Here is a 19,589-nt window from a genome sequence, read left to right as displayed (position 1 = left end):
CTTTTCGGTCCGATGGCTTTTTTCGCGCATCGGATGGCCCGAAAACCGGAAACCACTTTTCGGTCCGATGGCTTTTTTCGCGCATCGGATGGCCCCAAAACCGGAAACCACTTTTCGGTCCGATGCGGGTCATGGCGATTTCGTCGAGGCCGTCGTCTTGGCGTCGGCGCCAGAGTCCTCGCGCACCGGCTTGATGCGGTCGCCGTCGCGCACGAATGCGCCTGCCTTGGCCACCACAAGTTCGCCTGCGGCAAGGCCGCTGGTAATCTGGATGAAGCCGTTTTCCTCGATGCCGGTCTGCACGGCCACCTGATGCACCACGCCATCGCGCACCACGCGCACGCTGGCGTCCTGCTTGCGGGTGGTGACGGCGGGCAGCGGCAGGGCAAGACCATTGACCTTGGAAAGGATGATCGACGCATTGCCATACATGCCCTGTCGGGCGGCATCATCGTCATCCAGCGCCACATGCACGGCACCCAGCCGTGTGGTGGCGTCGATAGCCGGTGAAATCAGCCGAACCTGACCGGAAACGGGCGTTGCACGGCCCGGAACGCTGACCTCCGCCTTCTGGCCCGGCTTCATTTTCACGATGTCATTTTCCGAAACATCGGCCACCAGTTCCAGCGCATTGTCTCGGATCAGCGTGAAAAGCGGCTGGCCGGATCCGGCGGCGATGGCGCCGATGCGCGCATTGCGGGCCGTGATCACGCCACCGAAGGGCGCCTTGACCTCGGTGCGGGTGAGTTTGAGGTCTATGTCGTCGATCTGGCTGTCCACGGCTTTCAGCTCGGCCTCGGCAATGGCAATGGCCTGACTGGCCGTGGCCACGCGGTTGCGGGCATTGATGGCGGAAGTTTCAAGCTGTTGCAGTTGCGAGGTGGAAATCGTGCCGCCGGTGACAAGCGCCTGACCGCGCTTCAATTGCCGCTCGGATTCCGCAGCACTGGCTTGCGCATCGGCAAGCTGGATGCGCCCTTGCGAAAGCGAGGCATCGCCGCGGGCCTTGTTGGCCAGAAGCTGGGCCTTTTGCAGTTTCAGCGTATTGTCGTCCAGCGTGGCCAGAACTTGGCCCGCGCTGACACGCGCGCCGACATCTGCCAGAAGATCGCGAACGGCAAGTCCATCGACCTGTGGTTGCACGTAAAGTTCTTCCACGGCGCGGATCGTGCCGCTGGCCACCACCCTTTCGGTCAGCTCGCGCTTGACGACCTCTGTGACGGTGATTGCCGGAAGCCGCGCATCGGCGGCCGGCTGCGTGTCCGCCGCTTGCACACTTGCCATGGAAAGGCAGAGCGCCATGGCCGTCATGGTGATGATCCTGTCAATCTTCACTCTTCTCCCCCTTCGGCCCGCACGCGGTGGCCGCTCCGACTTTTGACCCGCTGATGAGCGCGGATCGTTCTGTTTCTCTGCCCGGCGTTTTGCAAGGAAAACAGCCGTCTGGATCAGGCGTCGCAGCGTTGCTGCCGCGCCTGACAATTTTTCGGCGCCCCCGAACATACGGGAGCACACGATAATGTGATAACCGGTCAACACATGGGTGCGCCACAAGCCGGTTGCAATGGGCTGTGATCTTATTGCACGACGATCGCGGTTTCCAGCACGGCGTGAAGCAGCACGTCGCAGCCGGCGGCGGCCCATTCCGGCGAAATCTCCTCGGCCTCGTTATGCGAAATTCCCTCGACACAGGGGCAGAAAATCATGGTGGCGGGTGCCGCTTTCGCCGCCCAGCAGGCATCGTGGCCTGCACCGGACACCATATCGCGATGGCTATAGCCCAGTCTTTCCGCCGCCTCGCGGACGCGCCCTGTCAAGACCGGATCGAATGTCACCGGATCGAAATGGGCAATGGCTTCCACCGCGCAGTCCACGCCAAGTGCCGCGCAAATCTCCGTCGCCTGCGCTTCGATGCGGGCGCGCATCCGGTCCAGCTTTTCCTGCGAGGGGGTGCGAAGGTCGATGGTGAAGACCACGCTTCCCGGCAGCACATTGCGCGAATTGGGCGAGAAGAAGACCTGCCCGACGCCAGCCACCGCATCCGGCTGTTCGGCCATGGCCACCGACTGCACAAGTTCCACGATCCTGGCGAAGGCAAGGCCTGCATTGATCCGCCGCGCCATCGGCGTGGAGCCGGTATGGGCCTGCCTGCCCGTTAAGGTGAATTCCAGCCACCACAGGCCCTGGCAATGGGTGACAACGCCGATCTGCCGATTTTCCGCCTCCAGCACCGGACCCTGCTCGATGTGATATTCGAAATAGGCGTGCATCCTGCGCGCGCCAACCTCTTCCTCGCCCTGCCAGCCAATGCGCTGCAATTCCTCGCCGAAACTTTTGCCCTCCGGGTCCTTGCGGGAATAGGCGTAGTCCAGCGAATGCACGCCTGCAAACACGCCCGAGGCCAGCATGGCGGGCGCAAAACGGGCGCCTTCCTCATTGGTCCAGTTGGTGACAACGATGGGATGGCGGGTTTTCAGGCCGAGATCGTTCATTCTGCGCACCACTTCAAGCCCGGCAAGCACGCCGAGAACGCCATCGAACCGGCCGCCGGTGGGCTGGGTATCGAGATGCGAGCCGATATAAACGGGCAGGGCCTGCAGATCGGTGCCGGGCCGCGTCATGAACATCGTGCCCATCCGGTCCACGGCCATTGTCATGCCCGCTTCCTCGCACCAGCGCTGGAAGAGGCGGCGGCCCGCAGCATCGGCATCGGTCAGGGTCTGGCGGTTGTTGCCGCCCGCAACGCCCGGGCCGATCAGGGCCATGTCCATCAGGCTTTCCCACAGGCGCTGGCCATCGATGGTGAGATTGGCGCCGGGCCGGAGCGTCATGGTTCTGTCCTTTCGGGAGAAATGTCCATGAAAGCCGGATTCACATGCATTCCGCTCACTCCTTGTTTTGCCGCATGTTCCGATGCCGGACCGGAAACAGGCCCGCCCCAAGCCTTGGAAAGGGTCAGATTTCGCTTGCAGTTTTGCCGGGGTCATTGTCATGTGCCGGACATTGAACGTGCTTGACCGGCTGGTAAAGATTACAGTCTCTCCGGGCAGGCTCAAGGGCAAAATGCGGTTTTGCAGGCAAGATGAGACAAGGCGGGCGGCGTCCGCGAGCGGGCCGTTCAGCCTGCGGGAAGGGGGAGGTGAGGTCATGGCCATTGCGAGGGCGGCAAAGACCCAGCGGCGCACGCGCATTCAGGAGGAAAAGCAGGAGGTGATTCTGGAGGCGGCGCTGGAGGTGTTTTCCTCGCGCGGCTTTCTCGGGGCGACCATCGACCAGATTGCCGAGGTGGCGGGCATGTCCAAGCCCAATCTTCTTTACTATTTCCGCACCAAGGAGGCCATGCACAGGGCCTTGATGGACCGGCTGCTGACCAACTGGCTGGAGCCGCTGCGGGCCTTCGATGCCGTTGGCGATCCGGCCGAGGAAATTCGCGGCTATCTGCGGCGCAAGCTGGAAATGGCCCGCGACTTTCCGCGCGAGAGCCGGCTGTTCGCCAATGAGATCCTGCAAGGCGCGCCCAATATCGAAGATGTGCTGAAGGGTCCGCTGAAGACTTTGGTCGATGAAAAGGCCGAGGTCATTCGCAGCTGGATTGCCGCTGGCAAGCTGCGCGATTGCGACCCTCGCCATCTGATTTTCTCGATCTGGGCAACGACGCAGCATTATGCCGATTTCGATGTGCAGGTTCGCGCCGTGCTTGGGTCTGGCAGCCCCTGCGATAACCGTTTCGAGGAGGCGGCTGTCTTCCTGGAAGAGCTGTTTCTCGGCAGTCTCGTGCCGAAAACGCCCTGAACGATTCGCCCTGATGTCAGGCGATACTCCGATTTAAGGAATTATGCAGTAGAGCGCTTTTCGATCCGATTGAATGACATCGGCGCTCTGACGTTTCCTTTTGGAACCATAATCCTGTCGATCCTCGTTTCACTCCGGTCGGATCAAGCGATAATCCGGCCATCGCCTTGCCTGTGGCGTTCGGCCAGAAGCTGAAAGAGGTCGTCCGCGCTCATTGGCCTGGCCAGCGCATAGCCCTGCAAGGTCTGGCAGCCAAGATCGCGCAGGATTTCAGCGTGGCGCATGGTTTCCACCCCTTCCGCAACGATTTCGATGCCGAGCGCCCGGCCAATTTCGACCACCGAGCCGATCAGGCGGCGCAATTGCTTGCTGGTCGGCACTGGCAGGATCAGTTGCCGGTCGATTTTCAGGCGGCGGGGTGAAAGTTTCAGCAGGCTGAGAATCGACGAATAGCCGGTGCCGAAATCATCGATTTCCACGTCGATTCCCAGCGCCTTGATGCGGTTGATGGTGGTGGCGGCGGTTTCGTCGCGGTCATCGAAGGAAATCGATTCCAGGAGCTCGAAGGTGAGGCCGCCCGGCGGCAGCCTGAGATCCTGAAGACGGCTGATCAGGCTGGAATCGAACAGGCGCTGCGCGGAAATATTGACCGAAACATGCAGCGGCTGGAAACCAGCATCCTGCCAGCGCCGCGTTTCCCCCAGCGTCTGCTCCAGAATGGTCTTGTCGATCATCGCCACGACATTCAGGCTTTCGGCAACCGACAGGAACTCCGAAGGGGCAAGCAGGCCGCGTTCGGGATGACGCCAGCGCGCCAGCGCCTCCACGCCGACGATTTCCAGCGTGCGGGCATCGAATTGCGGCTGGTAATGGGCAATGAAATCCTGTGTTTCGAGCGAGCGCAATATGGCATCGCCGGTCTTCTTGGTGGCAAGAGTGGCGGTTTTCAGTTGCTCGTTGAAGACTTCCATGCGGTTCTTGCCGCGCCGCTTTGCCTCGTAAAGGGCAATATCGGCATTGACCAGCGTGCGCGCCATGCTGGATGCGGCATTGTCCACCGGCCTTGCCACGCCGATGCTGGCGCCGATGCGGCATTCCTGATCCATGCAGGTCAGGGGGCGGTTGATGGCGGCAATCAGCGCCTCTGCCAGCCTGCGGATGTCGCGCCGGTCGTTCTTGCAATCGACGACCAGCACGAATTCGTCGCCGCCGATCCGCGCGGCAATGTCTCCCGTTTCGATCATCGCCTGCACCTGGCTTGCCACATGTTTCAACATATCGTCGCCTGCGGCATGGCCAAGCGTGTCATTGATCTCCTTGAAGCGGTCGAGATCGATATGCAGCACGGCCATTTCCAGACAGCGCCCCTGCTGTTCCAGTGTCTGAAGCGCGGTATCGAGAAAGCGGCGATTGCCAAGCCCGGTCAGCGGATCGTGCAGCGAAGCGTGCTCCATGGCGCGGCGCGCATCCTCCAGCGCGCGGTTCTGCGCCTCCATATCCTGTTTGGCCCGGCTCAGGGCCTGCTGCAATTGCACGTCATCCGTGACGTTCCAGTGCACGCCCACCACCTTGCGCTTGGCCAGCGCATCGCGATAGGTGGTGCCAAAGGCCCGCAGATACCGCAATTCCCCATCCTTGCCGATGACCCTGAACTGGGCGGAGAAATTGCTCCGTCCGCGAACGGAAGACTTCAGCGCCTGGCGCAGATCCTCCACATCGTCGGGATGGATGGCGTTGACCCAATCCGCCAATCTGAGGTCGCGGCTTGCGTCGATGTCATAGAATTCCCGCATCCTGTCATCGAAATTGAGGGTTTCGGTTTCGGTATCCAGTTCCCAGACGCCGATCTTCGAAGCGCGAAGCGCAATATGCAGGCGCTTGGAAAGGGTGCGCAATTCCGCCCGCTGATGATTGAGAACGGCAATGTGGTCGTGCCGTTCGCGCAGCAGGCTCGCCACCCACAAGACCGGCGTGATGACCGCCATGGCCAGCAGCATCATGATGATGCGGTGGTGCCACAGATCGACCGGGGCGACTTGCCAACCGTTATGCGGGGCGGCGGCCAGCGTCCAGCTCTGGGCGCCGAAATTCACGTCCATGTTCACCGTCATGCCGCCGACGATGCCGGGATCGCCGAACACCATCTGGCCCTCGTTATCTCGCCCCGGCGAATAAAGGGCGATGTCGATGGGAATCTCCGAATCCAGCAGGCCGCTCGACCTGAAGAGTTCCTCGGCATCGACTGTTCCGATCAGGGTGGAATAGAAAGAGTGATCGTCGCGCGGTTCGTCGAGAATGAGCGGCTGGAAAATCCGGAAAACCCTCGCGCCTGACGGCGATAGCACCGGACCCGTAACCGTTGCCGTGCGCCGGGCCGTTGCCTTTTGCGCTTCTTTTTCCTCGGCCTCGTCGTAATAACCTTCGGGAAGCCCTTTTGGGGCCGGGGGAAATGTGAAGACGCCGACACTCGGCCCAACGAGAGAAAAGCTCTTCAATTGCGATGGCCCGGTCAGCAAAAGCTTGCTCAATTGCTCGAATCGGGCGCGACCGAGATTGTTTTCCGCCTCGGTATAGGCTGAAAGCGCCTGAACCAGCTTCATATTGGTGCGCAGATTGCCTTCAAGGCGCGCGCGCAGCGTGGCAAGACGCTCGCTCACGGTGGCGCGGCTGTCTTCCATGAAGCTGTGACGCTGCTGCTGGTCCACGTAAATGGTGGTGCCGAAAACCGCGGTACAGACAATGATGGCAGGCCAGTGAAAGGCAAGCCGCCGGTGCAGGCTGCTTGAAAATTCGACCATTGCCGAAAGGAGGCGGTGGAAAAACCGTCGCATCATGTCAACGCCCGCCGGAGTCAGCGGTGCATGATGCAAGGTTTTATGCCGTGCAGGCCTGCTTTCAGTTCCACTATAGTCATGTTCTGCCCCCCAAAGCCCGTCTGGACCGGACTGTCTAAATCGCTTCCCGTCTACGCAGTATATTTTACGATTATGCTTTGCCGATGCCCCAAATCCGGCAACCTTGCGTTCGGTTCCACGGCATCTCCTGCTATGGTGGAACGAGCGTTAACGATCTTACGCATATGCAAAAATATAAACAAATATATAAATTTTTTCTTTAGCAGGGCCGGTCCCCACGGCTTTACTGCATAATTCCTTAAATCGGAATCGATTTAAGGAATTATGCAGCAGATTTAAAGTGTTACAGCGTCCTTTGTGCGTTTGATAAAACGCACGGCGCTGTAACTGGGTGCATTTCTTTTTCCTTTTCTTTCTCCTTCCCCGAGAGCGCGGTCCAGACCGGGTTTTGCCCACGGTGTACGGGCGGCGTTAAAAACATGATGAAAAATGTCAGGTATATACTTTACTCTTTTTATCAGGTTTTGTAATGTCCGCGCAACAGAAGAGAGCCTGCCCCGGTAGGGGTGGGCGCGCATGAGGGCTGGCGCTGCCGCCGCGTATCTTTGAGGAACGGGACGACATGGCGAAAAACATGGGCAAAAAGAAAAAGCAGGCCGAGAAGAAGCCAGCGGAGATCGAGGCCCAGGAGGCAAAGGCATCTCAGGCGGAAATCCGCAGCTTTCTTTATGTGGGCGGGCGGGATTGCCAGGTGGCGCATCTGCGCCAGATTGCCACGAATTTCGGTGCGGAGTTGATCCATCACGATGGCGGCCTGCGGGAAGCGGTTTCGCGCATCGATACGGTGCTGCCATCGGTTGACTGCGTGTTCTGCCCCATCGACTGTATCAGTCACGATGCATGTCTGCGGGTAAAGAGCGGCTGCAAGAAATTCGGCAAGACGTTCATTCCGTTGCGCAATGGCTCGAAGTCCAGCCTGGAGCGCGCGCTCCAGACGCTGAACGAAAGGAATGACGGTCCATGACGGAAAAAGAGGGCCAGACGGCAAGGATTCTGCGGCTTCCCGGACTGCATGAGCGCGCGCCTTCGCGCAATGCCCTGCCGGTCTCGCGCATTCTGGCGGGTGTTTCGGCTGAAATCATTGCCTTTCCGGTCAAGCAACCGGAACAGGCCGATTTGCGCCGTCGCGGATAAATTTACAGCGCCGTGCGTTTTATCAAACGCACGAAGGACGCTGTAACACTTTAAATCTGCTGCATAATTTTCACTTTAAATCGATTCCGATTTAAGGAATTATGCAGTAATTTTCGCTTTAGGGTGACGCCAGAAAGGCGCCAGCCGCCACCACTATCCAGCCGAGCATCATGCAGATGCCGCCGCTGGGCGCTGCCATGGGAAACAGGCTGTGTCCTGTCCATTGCCTGACGACGAGATCTCCGCAAAAAAGCAACACGCCCACCGAGATGATCCATGCTGCGGCAAGGGCGGTCTTGAGGTGCTTTACGGCAAGGTAGAGGCCAAGCACCGAGGGCGCATGTGCCAGCGCGATGGCCGAAGCTGGCGCCAGAAGATTTGCGCCGCCGCTGACATGGGCGGCAGCCGCCGCAAGCCCGACGCCACAGGCCCCGAACAATCCGGCAAACAGCACGAGCAGGCGATGCGGCATTTTTGCCCCGATCATGGAATTAGTCCTTGTTCTGCATGTGAAAGGCCAGCTTTTCAATAGGCGCCCAGATGATGTCACGCAGCTTGGGATGCGCGATCGTTTCCTCCATGGCGCGGCGGAAGCAGTAAATCCATTCATCGCGTTCCTGTGGCCCGATCTCGGCCACGAAATGACGCCGGCGCAGCATGGGATGGCCGCGCTTCTCCATATAGATCGGCGGCCCGCCAAGATAGCCGGTGAGATATTCGTAAAACTTCTCTTCGCTCTCGCGCAGATCCGGTGGATGGATGGCCCGGCAGCGGGCGGCCTCGGGCAAACTGTCCATCAATGCGTAGAAACGCTGCGTCAGGGCGCGTACCGTGGCATCACCGCCAATGGCTTCATAAAGGGTTACTGTCTCGCTCATGATGATACTCTGCCGGTTTTCTTCGGGTGTACCGCAGGTCGCGCAAAAGTGTGAAGCGGTTTTGCGATAACGACCTGCGTCAAAAAAGCAGGTCGTTGAGCGAGGGCAGGGCCAGGGGCAGGGGCAGGGGCAGGGCGGAGGCGAGAGTGCCGCCTGCTCAGGCGGCGACCTGTTTGAAAAAGGCGATGCTGGCATCCACGGCGCCGGGAATGGCCGAGGTGTGATTGCCCTGAATGGTGTTGGCGGTCACGGTGATGGGCAGGCTGGAGGCGCGTTTCAGCAGCAGGGCAGTGCCATCTTCGAAATGCGTTTCCTCGGTGCCGTGCAGCAGCAGGGTCGGGGCTTTGAAACTGCCGGCATAGCAAAGGGCGCTTCGCACCTCGAACTCGCGCTTGTCCTGGTCGTCGAAGCGAATGTCTTCCGGATAGCGGCTGAAAAAGCGGAAGGCGTTGGGATTGCCGGAGATCGGCACGCTGGCGCGGAAGCGGTGGCTGCTCATGGAAGCGAGCATGGCCAGCACGCCGCCAACGCTGTGTCCGGCGAGGAAAATCCTTTCGCGATCGACGCCGGGCAGATGGACGAGGCGATCGGCTGCGGCCAGCACATCATCGACTTCATCGTAAAAACCGGAAAAGTTGCCGTTCTGCCCGTTTTCGCCGCGCATGGAGGGCATCATGACAATATAACCGGCATCTATATAGGCCTTGAGCGGGTGCCAGTGACCCGCCCCCATGGCATTGCCGCCGTGCAGGAAAAGAACGGCTGGCATCCGCTCGGCCTTGCGCTTGTAGGGCGAAAGCCACGCAGTCAGCGTAAGCTCTCCGTCACGGCCGGAGCGATAGAATATGCGCTCGGCCCCGGCTGGCGGGGTCAATGGCTCAAATTTATCGGGGGCCGGTCCTTTCTGCACCAGCCGCGTGCGAAAATGCTGACGCAGGGCGGCATAATCCTGATGATGCAATTTCGGCTCATCCGGCACGTCCAGGGCGGCGGCGTGGCGCGGCAGAAAGGGCAATGCGGCTGCGCCAACCGCGCATTGCAACAGGTGACGGCGAGGACGGGAGAACGGGCTTGGCGGCATTTTTCACCTGATTCGATTGGGATCCACCGCGGCGGGACAAAGCGGCTTGGAGATGATAACGACAGCACAATCTGGCCGAAATATGCCAAGCAGAATGCACCTTTACATCGGGCAAGCCAATACACATCATTTTGACGGCGCTCATCTGTTGAGGACTGCGCTTTCTCATGAGAAATGGGAGGATTTCCTGAAATCCGTGAAAACAAATCCATCAGCAGGCATGAGTGATTGCCGTTTGCAGGGCGAAAACCTCTGGAATGATGGCACACCATATTATACATCCGTATATGACACAGGCTGGCAGCAGAGGCAGCCGGCTGTAAGCGAGATGAGGATGAGATGAGCCGGACGCTGGAGCCAAAGGCTATAAAAGTAGAGCGGCCAGCTAAAACCTTGCGCGAACTGGCTCTCGACAAGGTACGTGACGCCATTGTCGAAGGTTATTTTCAGCCCGGAGACCGCCTTGTGGAGCGTGATCTCTGCGCGCAACTGGGGGTGAGCCGCACGATTGTCCGGGAGGTTTTGCGCCATCTCGAATCTGAAGGCCTGGTGTCAAATCAGCCGAACAAGGGGCCGATCGTTGCGGTACTGGATCTGGATGAGGCCCGGCAGATCTATGAGATTCGCGGCGCGCTGGAAGGTATGGCGGCCAGACTCTGTGCCGAGCAACGCGATCCCCACACGGTAAAAGCCCTTGAAGTTGCTCTTCATTCTATCCGCGAGAGCTATGCCGTCAAGGATATGCATGGCGTTCTCACCCATACCAATGCGTTCTATCAAACCATGTTCAGCAAGGTAAACCGGCACGTTGCCTGGGGCATCGTCAACCTGCTGACGGTCCGGATCAACCACTTGCGGGCCATGACGATCAAGACGCGCAATCGCGATAGCGAAGGTCCGCAGCAGATGGAGCGCATCGTTGAGGCCATCCGTCGCGGTGATGGAGAGGGCGCGTCCAAGGCGGCTCTTGACCATGTGGCGGCGGCCTGCGCCATAGCCGAGACCGTGCTGGCATCGCAAAAGGCCGAAAGCGAAGCCTGACATTCGGAAATGCTCTTGATGTCCAGGGGGATCTTTGAGGTCCGCTTGCTGGCGATATGCGCCTGATTGCATGTTGTTTTCTTTCTATGGCATTGAAAATATTGGTTTTTAATTATGGGTAGTGCTTTTTCGCATTCGCTGGATCCATGGTCGCTTGACACGATTATATTATGGCATACCATCACACAAAAGAAGTGAGGGAACCAGATGCCAATTCAGATCCGCAAGACATTGCTACAGGTGGAATCCACGCTGATCGAGGGGAGCAAGCTGGCGCCGCAACCTCTCAAGCTGTTTTCTGCTTTCGCTGTCGTGAAAAACCCCTGGGCTGGCCGCGGCTTCGTGGAAGACCTCAAGCCTGAAATTCACGCGGCTGCCCCCGTGCTTGGAGCGCTGCTGACGAAGATGATTATCGATGCCGTTGGCTCAGGCGATGCCGTGGAAGGCTACGGCAAAGTGGCCGTGGTTGGGCTGGATGGCGAGATCGAACATGCCTCCGGACTCATTCACACACTCCGCTTCGGCAATCATTACCGCTCGGCGGTTGGTGCGAAGTCCTATCTCGCTTTCACCAATACGCGCGGCCCGGCAAATTGCCCGATCATGATCCCGCTGATGGACAAGAACGACGAAGGCCGTCGTTCCCATTACCTCACCATTCAAACGGCTATCCCGGATGCGCCTGCGGCAGATGAAATCGTCGTCGGACTTGGCGCCTCCGTAGGCGGACGCCCGCACCATCGCATAGGTGATCGCTATCAGGATTTGCGCGATCTCGGGCAGGACGTTGCCAATCCGGCTGGCGTTTGAGGGGTGGAGGCGACGATGACAGTCTCCTCCATGTCCGATCCCGCAAAGCTGGCCGCCCCTTTCGATCGTTGCATTGCCCGGGACGGAACGGCCTTTCACGAAGTCGGAACAGGCGAGCCGCTCGTTCTCATTCACGGTGTCGGGATGCGGCTGGAAGCATGGGCGCCGCAGATCGAGGTATTGAGCAAGACCCATCGGGTTATTGCCGTTGACATGCCTGGGCACGGGCAGAGCGTGCCGCTTGCGCCTGGCAGCGGCCTGGAAGCCTTCGTGGCCTGGTTCGGCGGCTTTCTGGAGGTGATGCAGCTCAAGCACATCAATGTTGCGGGTCATTCCATGGGGGCGCTGGTGTCGGGCGGTGCTGCCGCAACCTTTCCGGCGCGCATCTGCCGGGTTGCTTTGCTGAATGGCGTTTACCGCCGTGACGCGGCTTCGCGAAACGCCGTTCAGGCGCGGGCGCTTTCCATAAAGGCGGCAGGCATAGACGTAGATGGTCCGGTTCAGCGCTGGTTCGACGATGACGAAGCAAGCCGCCTGCCGCGCAGCCTGACCCGATCCTGGCTGATGGCAATGGATCGGGACGCCTATGCCACGGCTTACGGCGCCTTTGCCGGAGGCGATGCGACCTATGCCGATGCCTGGCCGCAGGTAGCGTGCCCGGCGCTTTTCCTTACGGGCAGCGGCGATCCGAATTCCACGCCTGACATGGCGCGGCAAATGGCTGCCTGCGCGCCCAGAGGCGTTGCGCATATCATCGAGGGCCACCGCCACATGGTGAACCTGACGGCGCCTCAGACGGTGAACCGTTTGATGCTGGAATGGCTGGATATGAAGGAGACGGGTGCATGAGTGAAGGTTTCGATCCACGTGCGCTTCGCTCCGCCTTTGGATCCTTTGCCACCGGTGTCACGGTGGTGACATCCATGGGCGATGGTGCAAAGCCGCTGGGGTTCACGGCAAATTCCTTTGCTTCCGTTTCTCTGGATCCGCCGCTGCTGCTGGTCTGTCTTGCCCGCACCTCCCGCAATTTCCAGGCCATGACGACGGCAAAGGGCTTTGCCGTCAACATTCTGGCGGAAACGCAGGAGGCGATTTCCAACATTTTCGCACGCCCCTCGGAAGATCGCTTTGCCGGTATCGACTGGGCCATCGGTCCTTTCGGATCTCCTGTTCTGGGTGGCGCGGCGGCCTGGTTCGATTGCAGCCTTCACCAGGTGGTGGAGGCGGGGGATCATGTAATCCTGCTGGGCAAGGTCGAGGCCTTCGAGAATAGCGAAAGGAGTGGGCTGGGTTATGCGCGGGGCAAATATTTCATTCCGGCGCTTGCCGCCAAGGCCGTGAGTGCGGCAGCAGAGGGGCATTTGCACCTCAGCGCCATTATCGAGCGTCGTGGCGAAATCCTGCTGGCCGGGCAAGACGTGAAAAGCCTTCCGGGCTGCGATGCCGAGGCAGGCGACCCCCTGACTGCGCTTCACGGCGCGCTTGCAGAACTCACCGGGCTGCCGGTCAGCATCGGCTTCCTCTACTCGGTTTACGAAGACAAGACGAATGGCCGGCATCATGTGGTTTACCGGGCCACGGCGGAAGAGGGCGAGCCCCGCAACGGTTGCTTTGTCCCCCTCACGCAGGCTGGCGGCCAGGTTTTTGAAAGCGCGGCCACGGCCGAGATTATCAATCGCTTTGTCATGGAAAGTTCACTCGGTCATTTCGGCGTCTATGTTGGCGATGAAACGAGCGGACGTGTTCACTCCATCGCGCGGCACGCATAAAGGCATCCACGCACATGAAATTTTCTCTCTTTGTCCATATGGAAAGGCTGGATGCCAGCCAGACGCATAAGCAGCTTTACGACGAGTTCGTGCAATTGTGTGAAATCGCCGACCAGGCCGGAATGGTCGGGATCTGGACGGGCGAGCATCATGGAATGGATTTCACCATTGCGCCCAACCCGTTCGTCAATCTTGCCGATCTGGCGCGCCGCACGAAAAATGCGCGCCTGGGGGTCGGAACCGCCATTGCCCCTTTCTGGCATCCGATCAAGCTGGCCGGCGAAGCCGCAATGACGGATATCATCAGCGATGGCAGACTGGATCTCGGCATTGCACGCGGTGCCTATAATTTCGAATACGAACGTCTTCGTCCGGGCCTCGATGCCTGGACGGCAGGGCAGATGATGCGCGAACTCGTGCCTGCCGTGAAAGGCATATGGGCGGGCGATTACGCCCATGACGGCGCGTTCTGGACTTTCCCTGCCACGACATCGGCGCCCAGGCCATTGCAGAAGGACATCCCCATCTGGATTGCCGCGCGCGATCCGAACTCCCACGAATTTGCGGTGTCGAATGGCTGCAACGTGCAGGTGACACCGCTTTGGAACGGTTTTGCCGAAGTGGAAAGCCTGATGGATCGGTTCAATGCGGCCTGTGAAAAGGCTCCGCAGGTGCCGCGTCCCAGAATAATGCTGTTGCAGCATACCTATGTGGCTTCAGATGCCGCGGACGTAGAGTTGGCAGCGAAGGAAATCAGCATCTATTACAATTACTTCTTTGCGTGGTTCAAAAACGAGCGTCCCATCCGGCAGGGCCTGATAGAGCGGTTGAGCGAAGCCGAAATCGCCGCCAACGCCAATCTTTCGCCCGAAGTCATGAAGGCCAACCTGCCCATCGGCACGGCCGATGATGTGATCGCAACGCTCAAGACCTATGAGGCGCTGGGCTATGACGAATATTCGTTCTGGATCGACACAGGCATGAGTTTCGAGCGAAAGAAGGCTTCGCTGGAACGCTTCATTCGCGATGTCATGCCGGCTTTCGAGGGGTAGTGCTCATGCAGCGTTTCCAGCTCTACGTGGACGGACAATTCCAGGATGGCGAGGGCTGGTTCGAGAGCCTCGATCCGGCGACGGGTAAAGCCTGGGCGCATATGCCCGAAGCACGCGAAGCGACGATCGATCGTGCCGTCAAGGCCGCACACCGGGCGCTCAACGAGGGTCCATGGGCAAAGATGACGGCCAGCCAGCGCGGGCAACTCCTGTACAAGCTTGCCGATCTGATTGCCGCCAATGCCTCGGTTCTTGCGGAGCTGGAAAGCCGGGATACTGGCAAGATCATCCGCGAGACCTCCTCGCAGATCGCTTACGTCGCCAATTACTATCGCTATTATGCGGGCATGGCCGACAAGATCGAAGGATCTTTCCTGCCCATCGACAAGCCTGACATGGATGTCTGGCTCAGGCGCGAGCCCGTTGGCGTGGTCGCCATGGTCGTACCCTGGAACAGCCAGCTGTTTCTATCGGCCGTCAAGATTGGACCGGCCCTTGCTGCCGGTTGCACTCTCGTCCTGAAGGCGTCCGAGGATGGTCCCGCGCCGCTTCTGGAATTTGCCCGGCTGGTGCATGAGGCGGGCTTCCCGCCCGGTGTCGTCAATATCGTCACCGGCTTTGGAGCGACCTGCGGCGCCGTCCTTACCAGCCATCCGGATGTGGCGCATATCGCGTTTACGGGCGGTCCGGATTCGGCCCGTCACGTGGTTCGTAACGCGGCGGAAAATCTTGCCTCCACCTCCCTGGAACTGGGTGGCAAGTCTCCCTTCGTGGTGTTTGCCGATGCGAATATCGAGAGCGCCGTCAATGCGCAGGTTGCCGGCATCTTCGCGGCCACAGGCCAGTCCTGTGTTGCTGGATCACGGCTGATCATCGAGCGCTCTGTCAAGGACGGGTTTCTCGCCCGCCTGAAAGCAAAGGCGGAGGCGATCCGCATAGGCAGCCCGCTGGATATGGCAACGGAAGTGGGGCCGCTGGCGACACGCCGCCAGCTCGATCATGTCGTGCGTCTGGTCGATGCTGCGGTTTCTGCCGGTGCAAGCGTGATAACCGGTGGGATTTGTCCGCAGGGTCCAGGCAATTTCTATCCGGCGACGATACTGGATTGCGACGGTATCGCCTCACCCTCGCTGGAGCAGGAATTCTTCGGGCCGGTCCTTTCGGTCGTTTCTTTCGAAACGGAAGAGGAGGCCGTGCGCATCGCCAACGCAACACGTTTCGGCCTCGCCTCCGGCGTCTTCACGAATAACCTCGCGCGCGGCCACCGCATGAGCCGCGCCATCCGGGCGGGCGTTGTCTGGATCAATACCTATCGGGCCGTTTCGCCGATAGCGCCCTTTGGCGGTTTCGGACTGTCCGGCCACGGCCGCGAAGGCGGCATGGCGGCGGTGCTCGATTATACCCGGACAAAAACCGTCTGGCTGAATACGTCAGATGCGCCTTTCCCCGACCCCTTCGTGATGCGGTGACGTGATGTTTTATGAAATCCGCACTTACCGGCTGAAGAATGGTGCGATCCCCGGCTATCTCAAGGCTGTCGGCGAGGAGGGCATCGCAATCCAGAAAGAACATCTTGGCCATCTCGTCGGCTATTATTTTTCCGAGATCGGGCCGATCAACGAGATCGTTCACATCTGGGCGTTTGCGAGCCTCGATGACCGGGAGGCACGGCGCGCCAGACTGGCTGCCGATCCGCGTTGGCAGGCCTTTCTGCCAAGGATCCGTGACCTGATAGAACTTGCCGAAAACAAGATCATGAAGCCCGCCCCTTTCCTGAAAGAAGCGTTGGGGGGCCATTGAACCTGCCGGCAGCCGGAGCGAGAAACCCGCAAGAGGTTTGCCGGATGCCTTTGAAATGCGCAAGCCAATAGAAGCGTTATCAAGAAAACAAGGGAACAGAACATGAAAGCCAAAACTGTCATAGCCTCGCTCGCCGTGTTTCTGGGGGTTTCCGGAACGAGCTTTGCCGCCGATCTCGTCTTCACCAGTTGGGGGGGCACCACGCAGGACGTGCAGAAAAGCGCCTGGGCAGACAAGTTCTCCGCCACGTCAGGCATCAAGGTTCTGCAAGATGGCCCGACCGACTACGGCAAGATCAAAGCCATGGTCGAGGCGAAAGCCGTGACCTGGGACGTCGTGGATGTCGAGGGCGACTACGCCATCCAGGCTGGCGAAAAGGGGCTGTTGGAAAAGCTGGACTTTTCCCTTATCGACAAGAGCGCGCTCGATCCGCGCTTTGTCACCGATTATTCGGTCGGCTCCTTCTATTATTCTTTCGTGATCGGCTGCAACAAGGATGTCGTCTCCACCTGCCCGACCAGCTGGGCCGACCTCTTCGACACGAGGAAGTTTCCGGGCAAGCGCACCTTTTACAAGTGGTCGGCGCCCGGCGTGATCGAAGCAGCGCTCCTTGCCGATGGCGTGACCGCCGACAAGCTCTATCCGCTCGATCTCGACCGCGCCTTCAAGAAACTGGATACGATCAAGAAGGACATCGTCTGGTGGTCGGGTGGGGCGCAGTCGCAGCAATTGCTGGCCTCGGGGGAAACGCCCTTTGGCTCGTTCTGGAATGGCCGGTTGACGGCGCTTGCGGCAACCGGCGTCAATGTGCAGACGTCCTGGGCGCAGAACATCACCGCCGCAGACGCGCTGGTCGTGCCGAAGGGCACGAAAAACAAGGAGGCGGCAATGAAATTCATTGCCTTTGCCGCTTCGCCAGAGGGCCAGGCGGAGATGGCGGCCGGCACGGGCTATGCGCCAACCAATACCAAATCGCCTGCGCTAATGGATCCAGCCATCGCCAAGACCCTGCCGGATCGCCAGACTGCCTCGCAGGTCAATGCCGACATGGCCTATTGGGCCAAACATCGCGATGAAATCGGCGAGCGCTGGTATGCCTGGCAGGCCAAATAACGCCAATGCGCAAAGGTGTTCACCCATCTTGCCATGAAGGCATTTCCATCATCCCGAAGGCGTGTTTCGCTTGAAGCGCGTTTCGATCCGGCTGAAACAGATCGGCAACCGAACCTTCTTTATTGAAGCACGATCTTGTCGAACCCTGTTTCATCCCGAACCGATCAGGGTGCAATTTTAGACGTGTTACCGCGCTCTATGGGCGTTTGATAAAACGCCCGGCGCTGTAAGATAATTCAAAACGGAAAACCAAGGGTCATTTTCGATGGCCCCTGGTTTGAACCGGCCATGCCGCATCATGCAGAAACGAAAGGGGGGCGAACCTCGGGTTTCGGCATGTCGTATCGGTACGAGCGGATCGTTACAGCGCCGTGCGTTTTATCAAACGTACAAAGGACGCTGTAACACTTTAAATCTGCTGCATAATTTTCACCTTAAATCGATTCCGATTTAAGGAACTATGCAGTAGCCTTCCCTTGAAACTGGAGAGCCGGAGTGTCGGTGATGGTTGCCTTGATGGAAAAGCAACAGGATAAGGCGGTGCGTCGAAAAACGCGGGCACTGACGGCGGGTCTTTTACCGACGCTTCCCGCCTTTCTTCTCGTCCTTGTCTTCTTCGTGCTGCCCGTCGTGGCGCTTCTGACCCGCAGTTTCACCGAGCCTGAAACCGGACTGCAAAATTATGCCGCGCTCCTGGGAAGCTCCACCTATCTCAAGATCTTCTTCAATACTTTCTTCGTGTCGGCGCTGGTCACGGTGATCGCGTTGCTTGTCGGCTTTCCCGTTGCCTGGGCGCTGGCCATCATGCCGAAAAGGGCGGCCAATATCGTTTTCGGCATCGTGCTCTTGTCCATGTGGACCAATCTCCTGGCGCGGACCTATGCCTGGATGGTGCTGTTGCAGCGCACTGGCGTCATCAACAAGGCGCTGATAGGCATGGGCCTTATCGACACGCCGCTGGTCATGGTCAATAACCTGGTCGGTGTCACGATCGGCATGACCTATATCATGCTGCCCTTCATCGTCATTCCGCTCTATGGCGTCATCCGCAAGATCGACCCGATGCTGCTGCAAGCGGCGGCCCTTTGCGGGGCAACGCGCTGGCAGGCATTCAGGCAGGTGTTGGTGCCGCTTGCATTGCCCGGCGTCGTTTCCGGTGGGCTGATGGTCTTCGTGATGTCGCTTGGATATTTCGTCACGCCCGCGCTGTTGGGGGGCACGGCAAACATGATGCTGGCGGAATTGATTGCCCAGTTCGTCCAGTCGCTGGTCAACTGGGGCATGGGTGGTGCAGCGGCGCTCGTGCTGCTCGCCGTGACGCTCAGCCTTTACGCCTTGCAGCTTCGTCTCTTCGGTGCGGCCGGAAACGGGAGGAGTTGAGATGCTTTTGAACTTCAATACGCTGGGCAGCTGGAAGTGGTTGCTGATTGGCATCACCACCTTGACCTCGGCCTTCCTGCTGCTGCCGATCCTTTTCATTGCGGCACTTTCCTTCGGGTCTTCGCAATGGCTGATCTTTCCACCGCCAGCCTGGACCACGAAATGGTACGCTGCGCTGTTTTCCGATCCGCGATGGCTGGAATCGGCCTGGACCAGCTTTCGTATCGCGGTCATCGTTACGGTGCTTTCCGTCCTGATCGGCCTTGTCGCGTCCTTCGGCCTGGTGAGGGGCAGCTTCATCGGCCGCAACACGCTGCGCGCCCTGTTCATGACGCCGATGATCCTGCCAGTGGTGGTGCTGGCGGTCGCGCTCTATGCCTTTTTCCTGAAGCTCGGGCTTGCCGGAACGACGTTCGGCTTCGTCATCGCGCATCTGATCGTCGCCCTGCCATTTTCCATTCTCGCCCTGACCGGCGCACTCGAAGGTTTCGACAAGTCGATCGAGGATGCAGCCGTTCTCTGTGGTGCATCACCGCTTCAGGCGCGCATCCGCATCACCTTGCCCTGTATCAGCCATGGCATTTTTTCTGCCGCCATCTTCTCCTTCCTCACATCCTGGGATGAGGTGGTTCTGGCGATTTTCATGGCAAGCCCCACGCTGCAAACGCTGCCGGTGAAGATCTGGTCAACGCTTCGTCAGGACCTGACGCCCGTCATTGCAGCCGCATCGACGCTGCTCATCCTCATCACGCTGCTTTTGATGCTTCTGGCCGCCGCGCTGGAGCGTTTCATTGCCTCACGCAAACAGTGAAAGACGCCAACGA

The 19,589-nt window shown here is 59.4% G+C and carries 18 protein-coding genes and 1 pseudogene; 13 read left to right on the top strand and 6 right to left on the bottom strand.

What is annotated here, in order from left to right; translation table 11 throughout:
* Positions 1–246: 246 nt before the first annotated feature.
* A pseudogene (locus T424_RS21305) lies at positions 247–1,284 on the bottom strand (efflux RND transporter periplasmic adaptor subunit); the annotation flags it as partial.
* Positions 1,285–1,577: 293 nt separating this feature from the next.
* Entirely contained in the window at positions 1,578–2,831 is a 1,254-nt protein-coding gene (locus T424_RS0115980; protein WP_027488614.1) for a Zn-dependent hydrolase, read from the bottom strand.
* A gap of 316 nt (positions 2,832–3,147) precedes the next feature.
* Here T424_RS0115980 and T424_RS0115975 point away from each other — a divergent pair, with 316 nt between their 5' ends.
* Positions 3,148–3,792, top strand: a complete 645-nt coding sequence (locus T424_RS0115975; RefSeq protein WP_027488613.1) for a TetR family transcriptional regulator C-terminal domain-containing protein — start codon at positions 3,148–3,150, stop codon at positions 3,790–3,792.
* A 143-nt stretch (positions 3,793–3,935) separates the two neighbouring features.
* Here T424_RS0115975 and T424_RS0115970 read toward each other — a convergent pair whose 3' ends face one another.
* On the bottom strand, positions 3,936–6,626 hold the full coding sequence (locus T424_RS0115970; RefSeq protein WP_154664961.1) for a putative bifunctional diguanylate cyclase/phosphodiesterase: 2,691 nt from the start codon (positions 6,624–6,626) through the stop codon (positions 3,936–3,938).
* Between the two features lie 655 nt (positions 6,627–7,281).
* Between T424_RS0115970 and T424_RS0115965 the strand changes: the two genes are divergently transcribed.
* Together T424_RS0115965 and T424_RS22670 are read left to right on the top strand one after the other, a co-directional pair.
* Positions 7,282–7,671: a DUF2325 domain-containing protein gene (locus T424_RS0115965; protein ID WP_407921402.1), complete on the top strand. Its 390-nt coding sequence runs from the start codon at positions 7,282–7,284 to the stop codon at positions 7,669–7,671.
* Positions 7,668–7,841: a hypothetical protein gene (locus T424_RS22670; protein WP_154664960.1), complete on the top strand. Its 174-nt coding sequence runs from the start codon at positions 7,668–7,670 to the stop codon at positions 7,839–7,841. Before T424_RS0115965 ends, T424_RS22670 begins: the two co-directional genes overlap by 4 nt.
* Positions 7,842–7,959: 118 nt before the next feature.
* Here the strand turns inward: T424_RS22670 and T424_RS0115955 are convergent, their stop codons facing one another.
* From T424_RS0115955 to T424_RS0115945, 3 genes are all read right to left on the bottom strand, one after another.
* On the bottom strand, positions 7,960–8,328 hold the full coding sequence (locus T424_RS0115955; protein ID WP_037068047.1) for a DUF423 domain-containing protein: 369 nt from the start codon (positions 8,326–8,328) through the stop codon (positions 7,960–7,962).
* Positions 8,329–8,332: 4 nt separating this feature from the next.
* Positions 8,333–8,719: a globin domain-containing protein gene (locus tag T424_RS0115950; protein ID WP_027488609.1), complete on the bottom strand. Its 387-nt coding sequence runs from the start codon at positions 8,717–8,719 to the stop codon at positions 8,333–8,335.
* Positions 8,720–8,876: 157 nt separating this feature from the next.
* Complete coding sequence (locus T424_RS0115945; protein ID WP_027488608.1) at positions 8,877–9,800, bottom strand: alpha/beta hydrolase family protein; 924 nt, start codon at positions 9,798–9,800, stop codon at positions 8,877–8,879.
* Positions 9,801–10,139: 339 nt separating this feature from the next.
* Here T424_RS0115945 and T424_RS0115940 point away from each other — a divergent pair, with 339 nt between their 5' ends.
* The 10 genes from T424_RS0115940 (at position 10,140) to T424_RS0115895 (ending at position 19,576) form a co-directional block, all read left to right on the top strand.
* Entirely contained in the window at positions 10,140–10,841 is a 702-nt protein-coding gene (locus T424_RS0115940; protein ID WP_027488607.1) for a GntR family transcriptional regulator, read from the top strand.
* A gap of 207 nt (positions 10,842–11,048) precedes the next feature.
* Positions 11,049–11,651 (top strand): amino acid synthesis family protein, encoded by a 603-nt coding sequence (locus T424_RS0115935; protein WP_027488606.1) that lies wholly within the window; start codon positions 11,049–11,051, stop codon positions 11,649–11,651.
* A 30-nt stretch (positions 11,652–11,681) separates the two neighbouring features.
* Positions 11,682–12,500 (top strand): alpha/beta fold hydrolase, encoded by an 819-nt coding sequence (locus tag T424_RS21300; protein WP_245269608.1) that lies wholly within the window; start codon positions 11,682–11,684, stop codon positions 12,498–12,500.
* The gene (locus T424_RS0115925; RefSeq protein ID WP_027488605.1) at positions 12,497–13,420 is read left to right on the top strand and encodes a flavin reductase; all 924 of its coding nucleotides are present in this window, start codon (positions 12,497–12,499) and stop codon (positions 13,418–13,420) included. The genes T424_RS21300 and T424_RS0115925 overlap by 4 nt, the downstream gene beginning before the upstream one ends.
* A 14-nt stretch (positions 13,421–13,434) precedes the next feature.
* Positions 13,435–14,472, top strand: coding sequence for an LLM class flavin-dependent oxidoreductase (locus T424_RS0115920; RefSeq protein ID WP_027488604.1), 1,038 nt, complete (start codon positions 13,435–13,437; stop codon positions 14,470–14,472).
* Positions 14,473–14,477: 5 nt separating this feature from the next.
* On the top strand, positions 14,478–15,941 hold the full coding sequence (locus T424_RS0115915; RefSeq protein ID WP_027488603.1) for an aldehyde dehydrogenase: 1,464 nt from the start codon (positions 14,478–14,480) through the stop codon (positions 15,939–15,941).
* Positions 15,942–15,945: 4 nt separating this feature from the next.
* A complete protein-coding gene (locus T424_RS0115910) occupies positions 15,946–16,272 on the top strand; it encodes an NIPSNAP family protein (RefSeq protein WP_027488602.1) in 327 nt (108 codons plus the stop codon).
* A 102-nt stretch (positions 16,273–16,374) separates the two neighbouring features.
* On the top strand, positions 16,375–17,385 hold the full coding sequence (locus T424_RS0115905) for an ABC transporter substrate-binding protein (protein WP_027488601.1): 1,011 nt from the start codon (positions 16,375–16,377) through the stop codon (positions 17,383–17,385).
* A gap of 495 nt (positions 17,386–17,880) precedes the next feature.
* The gene (locus tag T424_RS0115900; RefSeq protein ID WP_407921401.1) at positions 17,881–18,765 is read left to right on the top strand and encodes an ABC transporter permease; all 885 of its coding nucleotides are present in this window, start codon (positions 17,881–17,883) and stop codon (positions 18,763–18,765) included.
* A 1-nt stretch (position 18,766) separates the two neighbouring features.
* Positions 18,767–19,576, top strand: coding sequence for an ABC transporter permease (locus T424_RS0115895; protein ID WP_027488599.1), 810 nt, complete (start codon positions 18,767–18,769; stop codon positions 19,574–19,576).
* Positions 19,577–19,589 lie beyond the last annotated feature (13 nt).

This window comes from Allorhizobium undicola ORS 992 = ATCC 700741, from assembly GCF_000621665.1.
GTDB lineage: Bacteria > Pseudomonadota > Alphaproteobacteria > Rhizobiales > Rhizobiaceae > Allorhizobium > Allorhizobium undicola.
This window is presented reverse-complemented; position numbering and strand designations above follow the sequence as displayed.

Excerpts from the sequence above, each read along its gene's own strand:
- T424_RS0115975 (WP_027488613.1), top strand. The coding sequence starts at position 3,148 with ATGGCCATTGCGAGGGCGGCAAAGACCCAGCGGCGCACGCGCATTCAG.
- T424_RS0115940 (WP_027488607.1), top strand. The coding sequence starts at position 10,140 with ATGAGCCGGACGCTGGAGCCAAAGGCTATAAAAGTAGAGCGGCCAGCT.
- T424_RS21300 (WP_245269608.1), top strand. The coding sequence starts at position 11,682 with ATGTCCGATCCCGCAAAGCTGGCCGCCCCTTTCGATCGTTGCATTGCC.
- T424_RS0115920 (WP_027488604.1), top strand. The coding sequence starts at position 13,435 with ATGAAATTTTCTCTCTTTGTCCATATGGAAAGGCTGGATGCCAGCCAG.
- T424_RS0115970 (WP_154664961.1), bottom strand. The coding sequence starts at position 6,626 with ATGATGCGACGGTTTTTCCACCGCCTCCTTTCGGCAATGGTCGAATTT.
- T424_RS0115965 (WP_407921402.1), top strand. The coding sequence starts at position 7,282 with ATGGGCAAAAAGAAAAAGCAGGCCGAGAAGAAGCCAGCGGAGATCGAG.
- T424_RS0115955 (WP_037068047.1), bottom strand. The coding sequence starts at position 8,328 with ATGATCGGGGCAAAAATGCCGCATCGCCTGCTCGTGCTGTTTGCCGGA.
- T424_RS0115935 (WP_027488606.1), top strand. The coding sequence starts at position 11,049 with ATGCCAATTCAGATCCGCAAGACATTGCTACAGGTGGAATCCACGCTG.
- T424_RS0115950 (WP_027488609.1), bottom strand. The coding sequence starts at position 8,719 with ATGAGCGAGACAGTAACCCTTTATGAAGCCATTGGCGGTGATGCCACG.
- T424_RS0115895 (WP_027488599.1), top strand. The coding sequence starts at position 18,767 with ATGCTTTTGAACTTCAATACGCTGGGCAGCTGGAAGTGGTTGCTGATT.
- T424_RS0115945 (WP_027488608.1), bottom strand. The coding sequence starts at position 9,800 with ATGCCGCCAAGCCCGTTCTCCCGTCCTCGCCGTCACCTGTTGCAATGC.
- T424_RS0115910 (WP_027488602.1), top strand. The coding sequence starts at position 15,946 with ATGTTTTATGAAATCCGCACTTACCGGCTGAAGAATGGTGCGATCCCC.
- T424_RS0115925 (WP_027488605.1), top strand. The coding sequence starts at position 12,497 with ATGAGTGAAGGTTTCGATCCACGTGCGCTTCGCTCCGCCTTTGGATCC.
- T424_RS0115915 (WP_027488603.1), top strand. The coding sequence starts at position 14,478 with ATGCAGCGTTTCCAGCTCTACGTGGACGGACAATTCCAGGATGGCGAG.
- T424_RS0115905 (WP_027488601.1), top strand. The coding sequence starts at position 16,375 with ATGAAAGCCAAAACTGTCATAGCCTCGCTCGCCGTGTTTCTGGGGGTT.
- T424_RS22670 (WP_154664960.1), top strand. The coding sequence starts at position 7,668 with ATGACGGAAAAAGAGGGCCAGACGGCAAGGATTCTGCGGCTTCCCGGA.
- T424_RS0115980 (WP_027488614.1), bottom strand. The coding sequence starts at position 2,831 with ATGACGCTCCGGCCCGGCGCCAATCTCACCATCGATGGCCAGCGCCTG.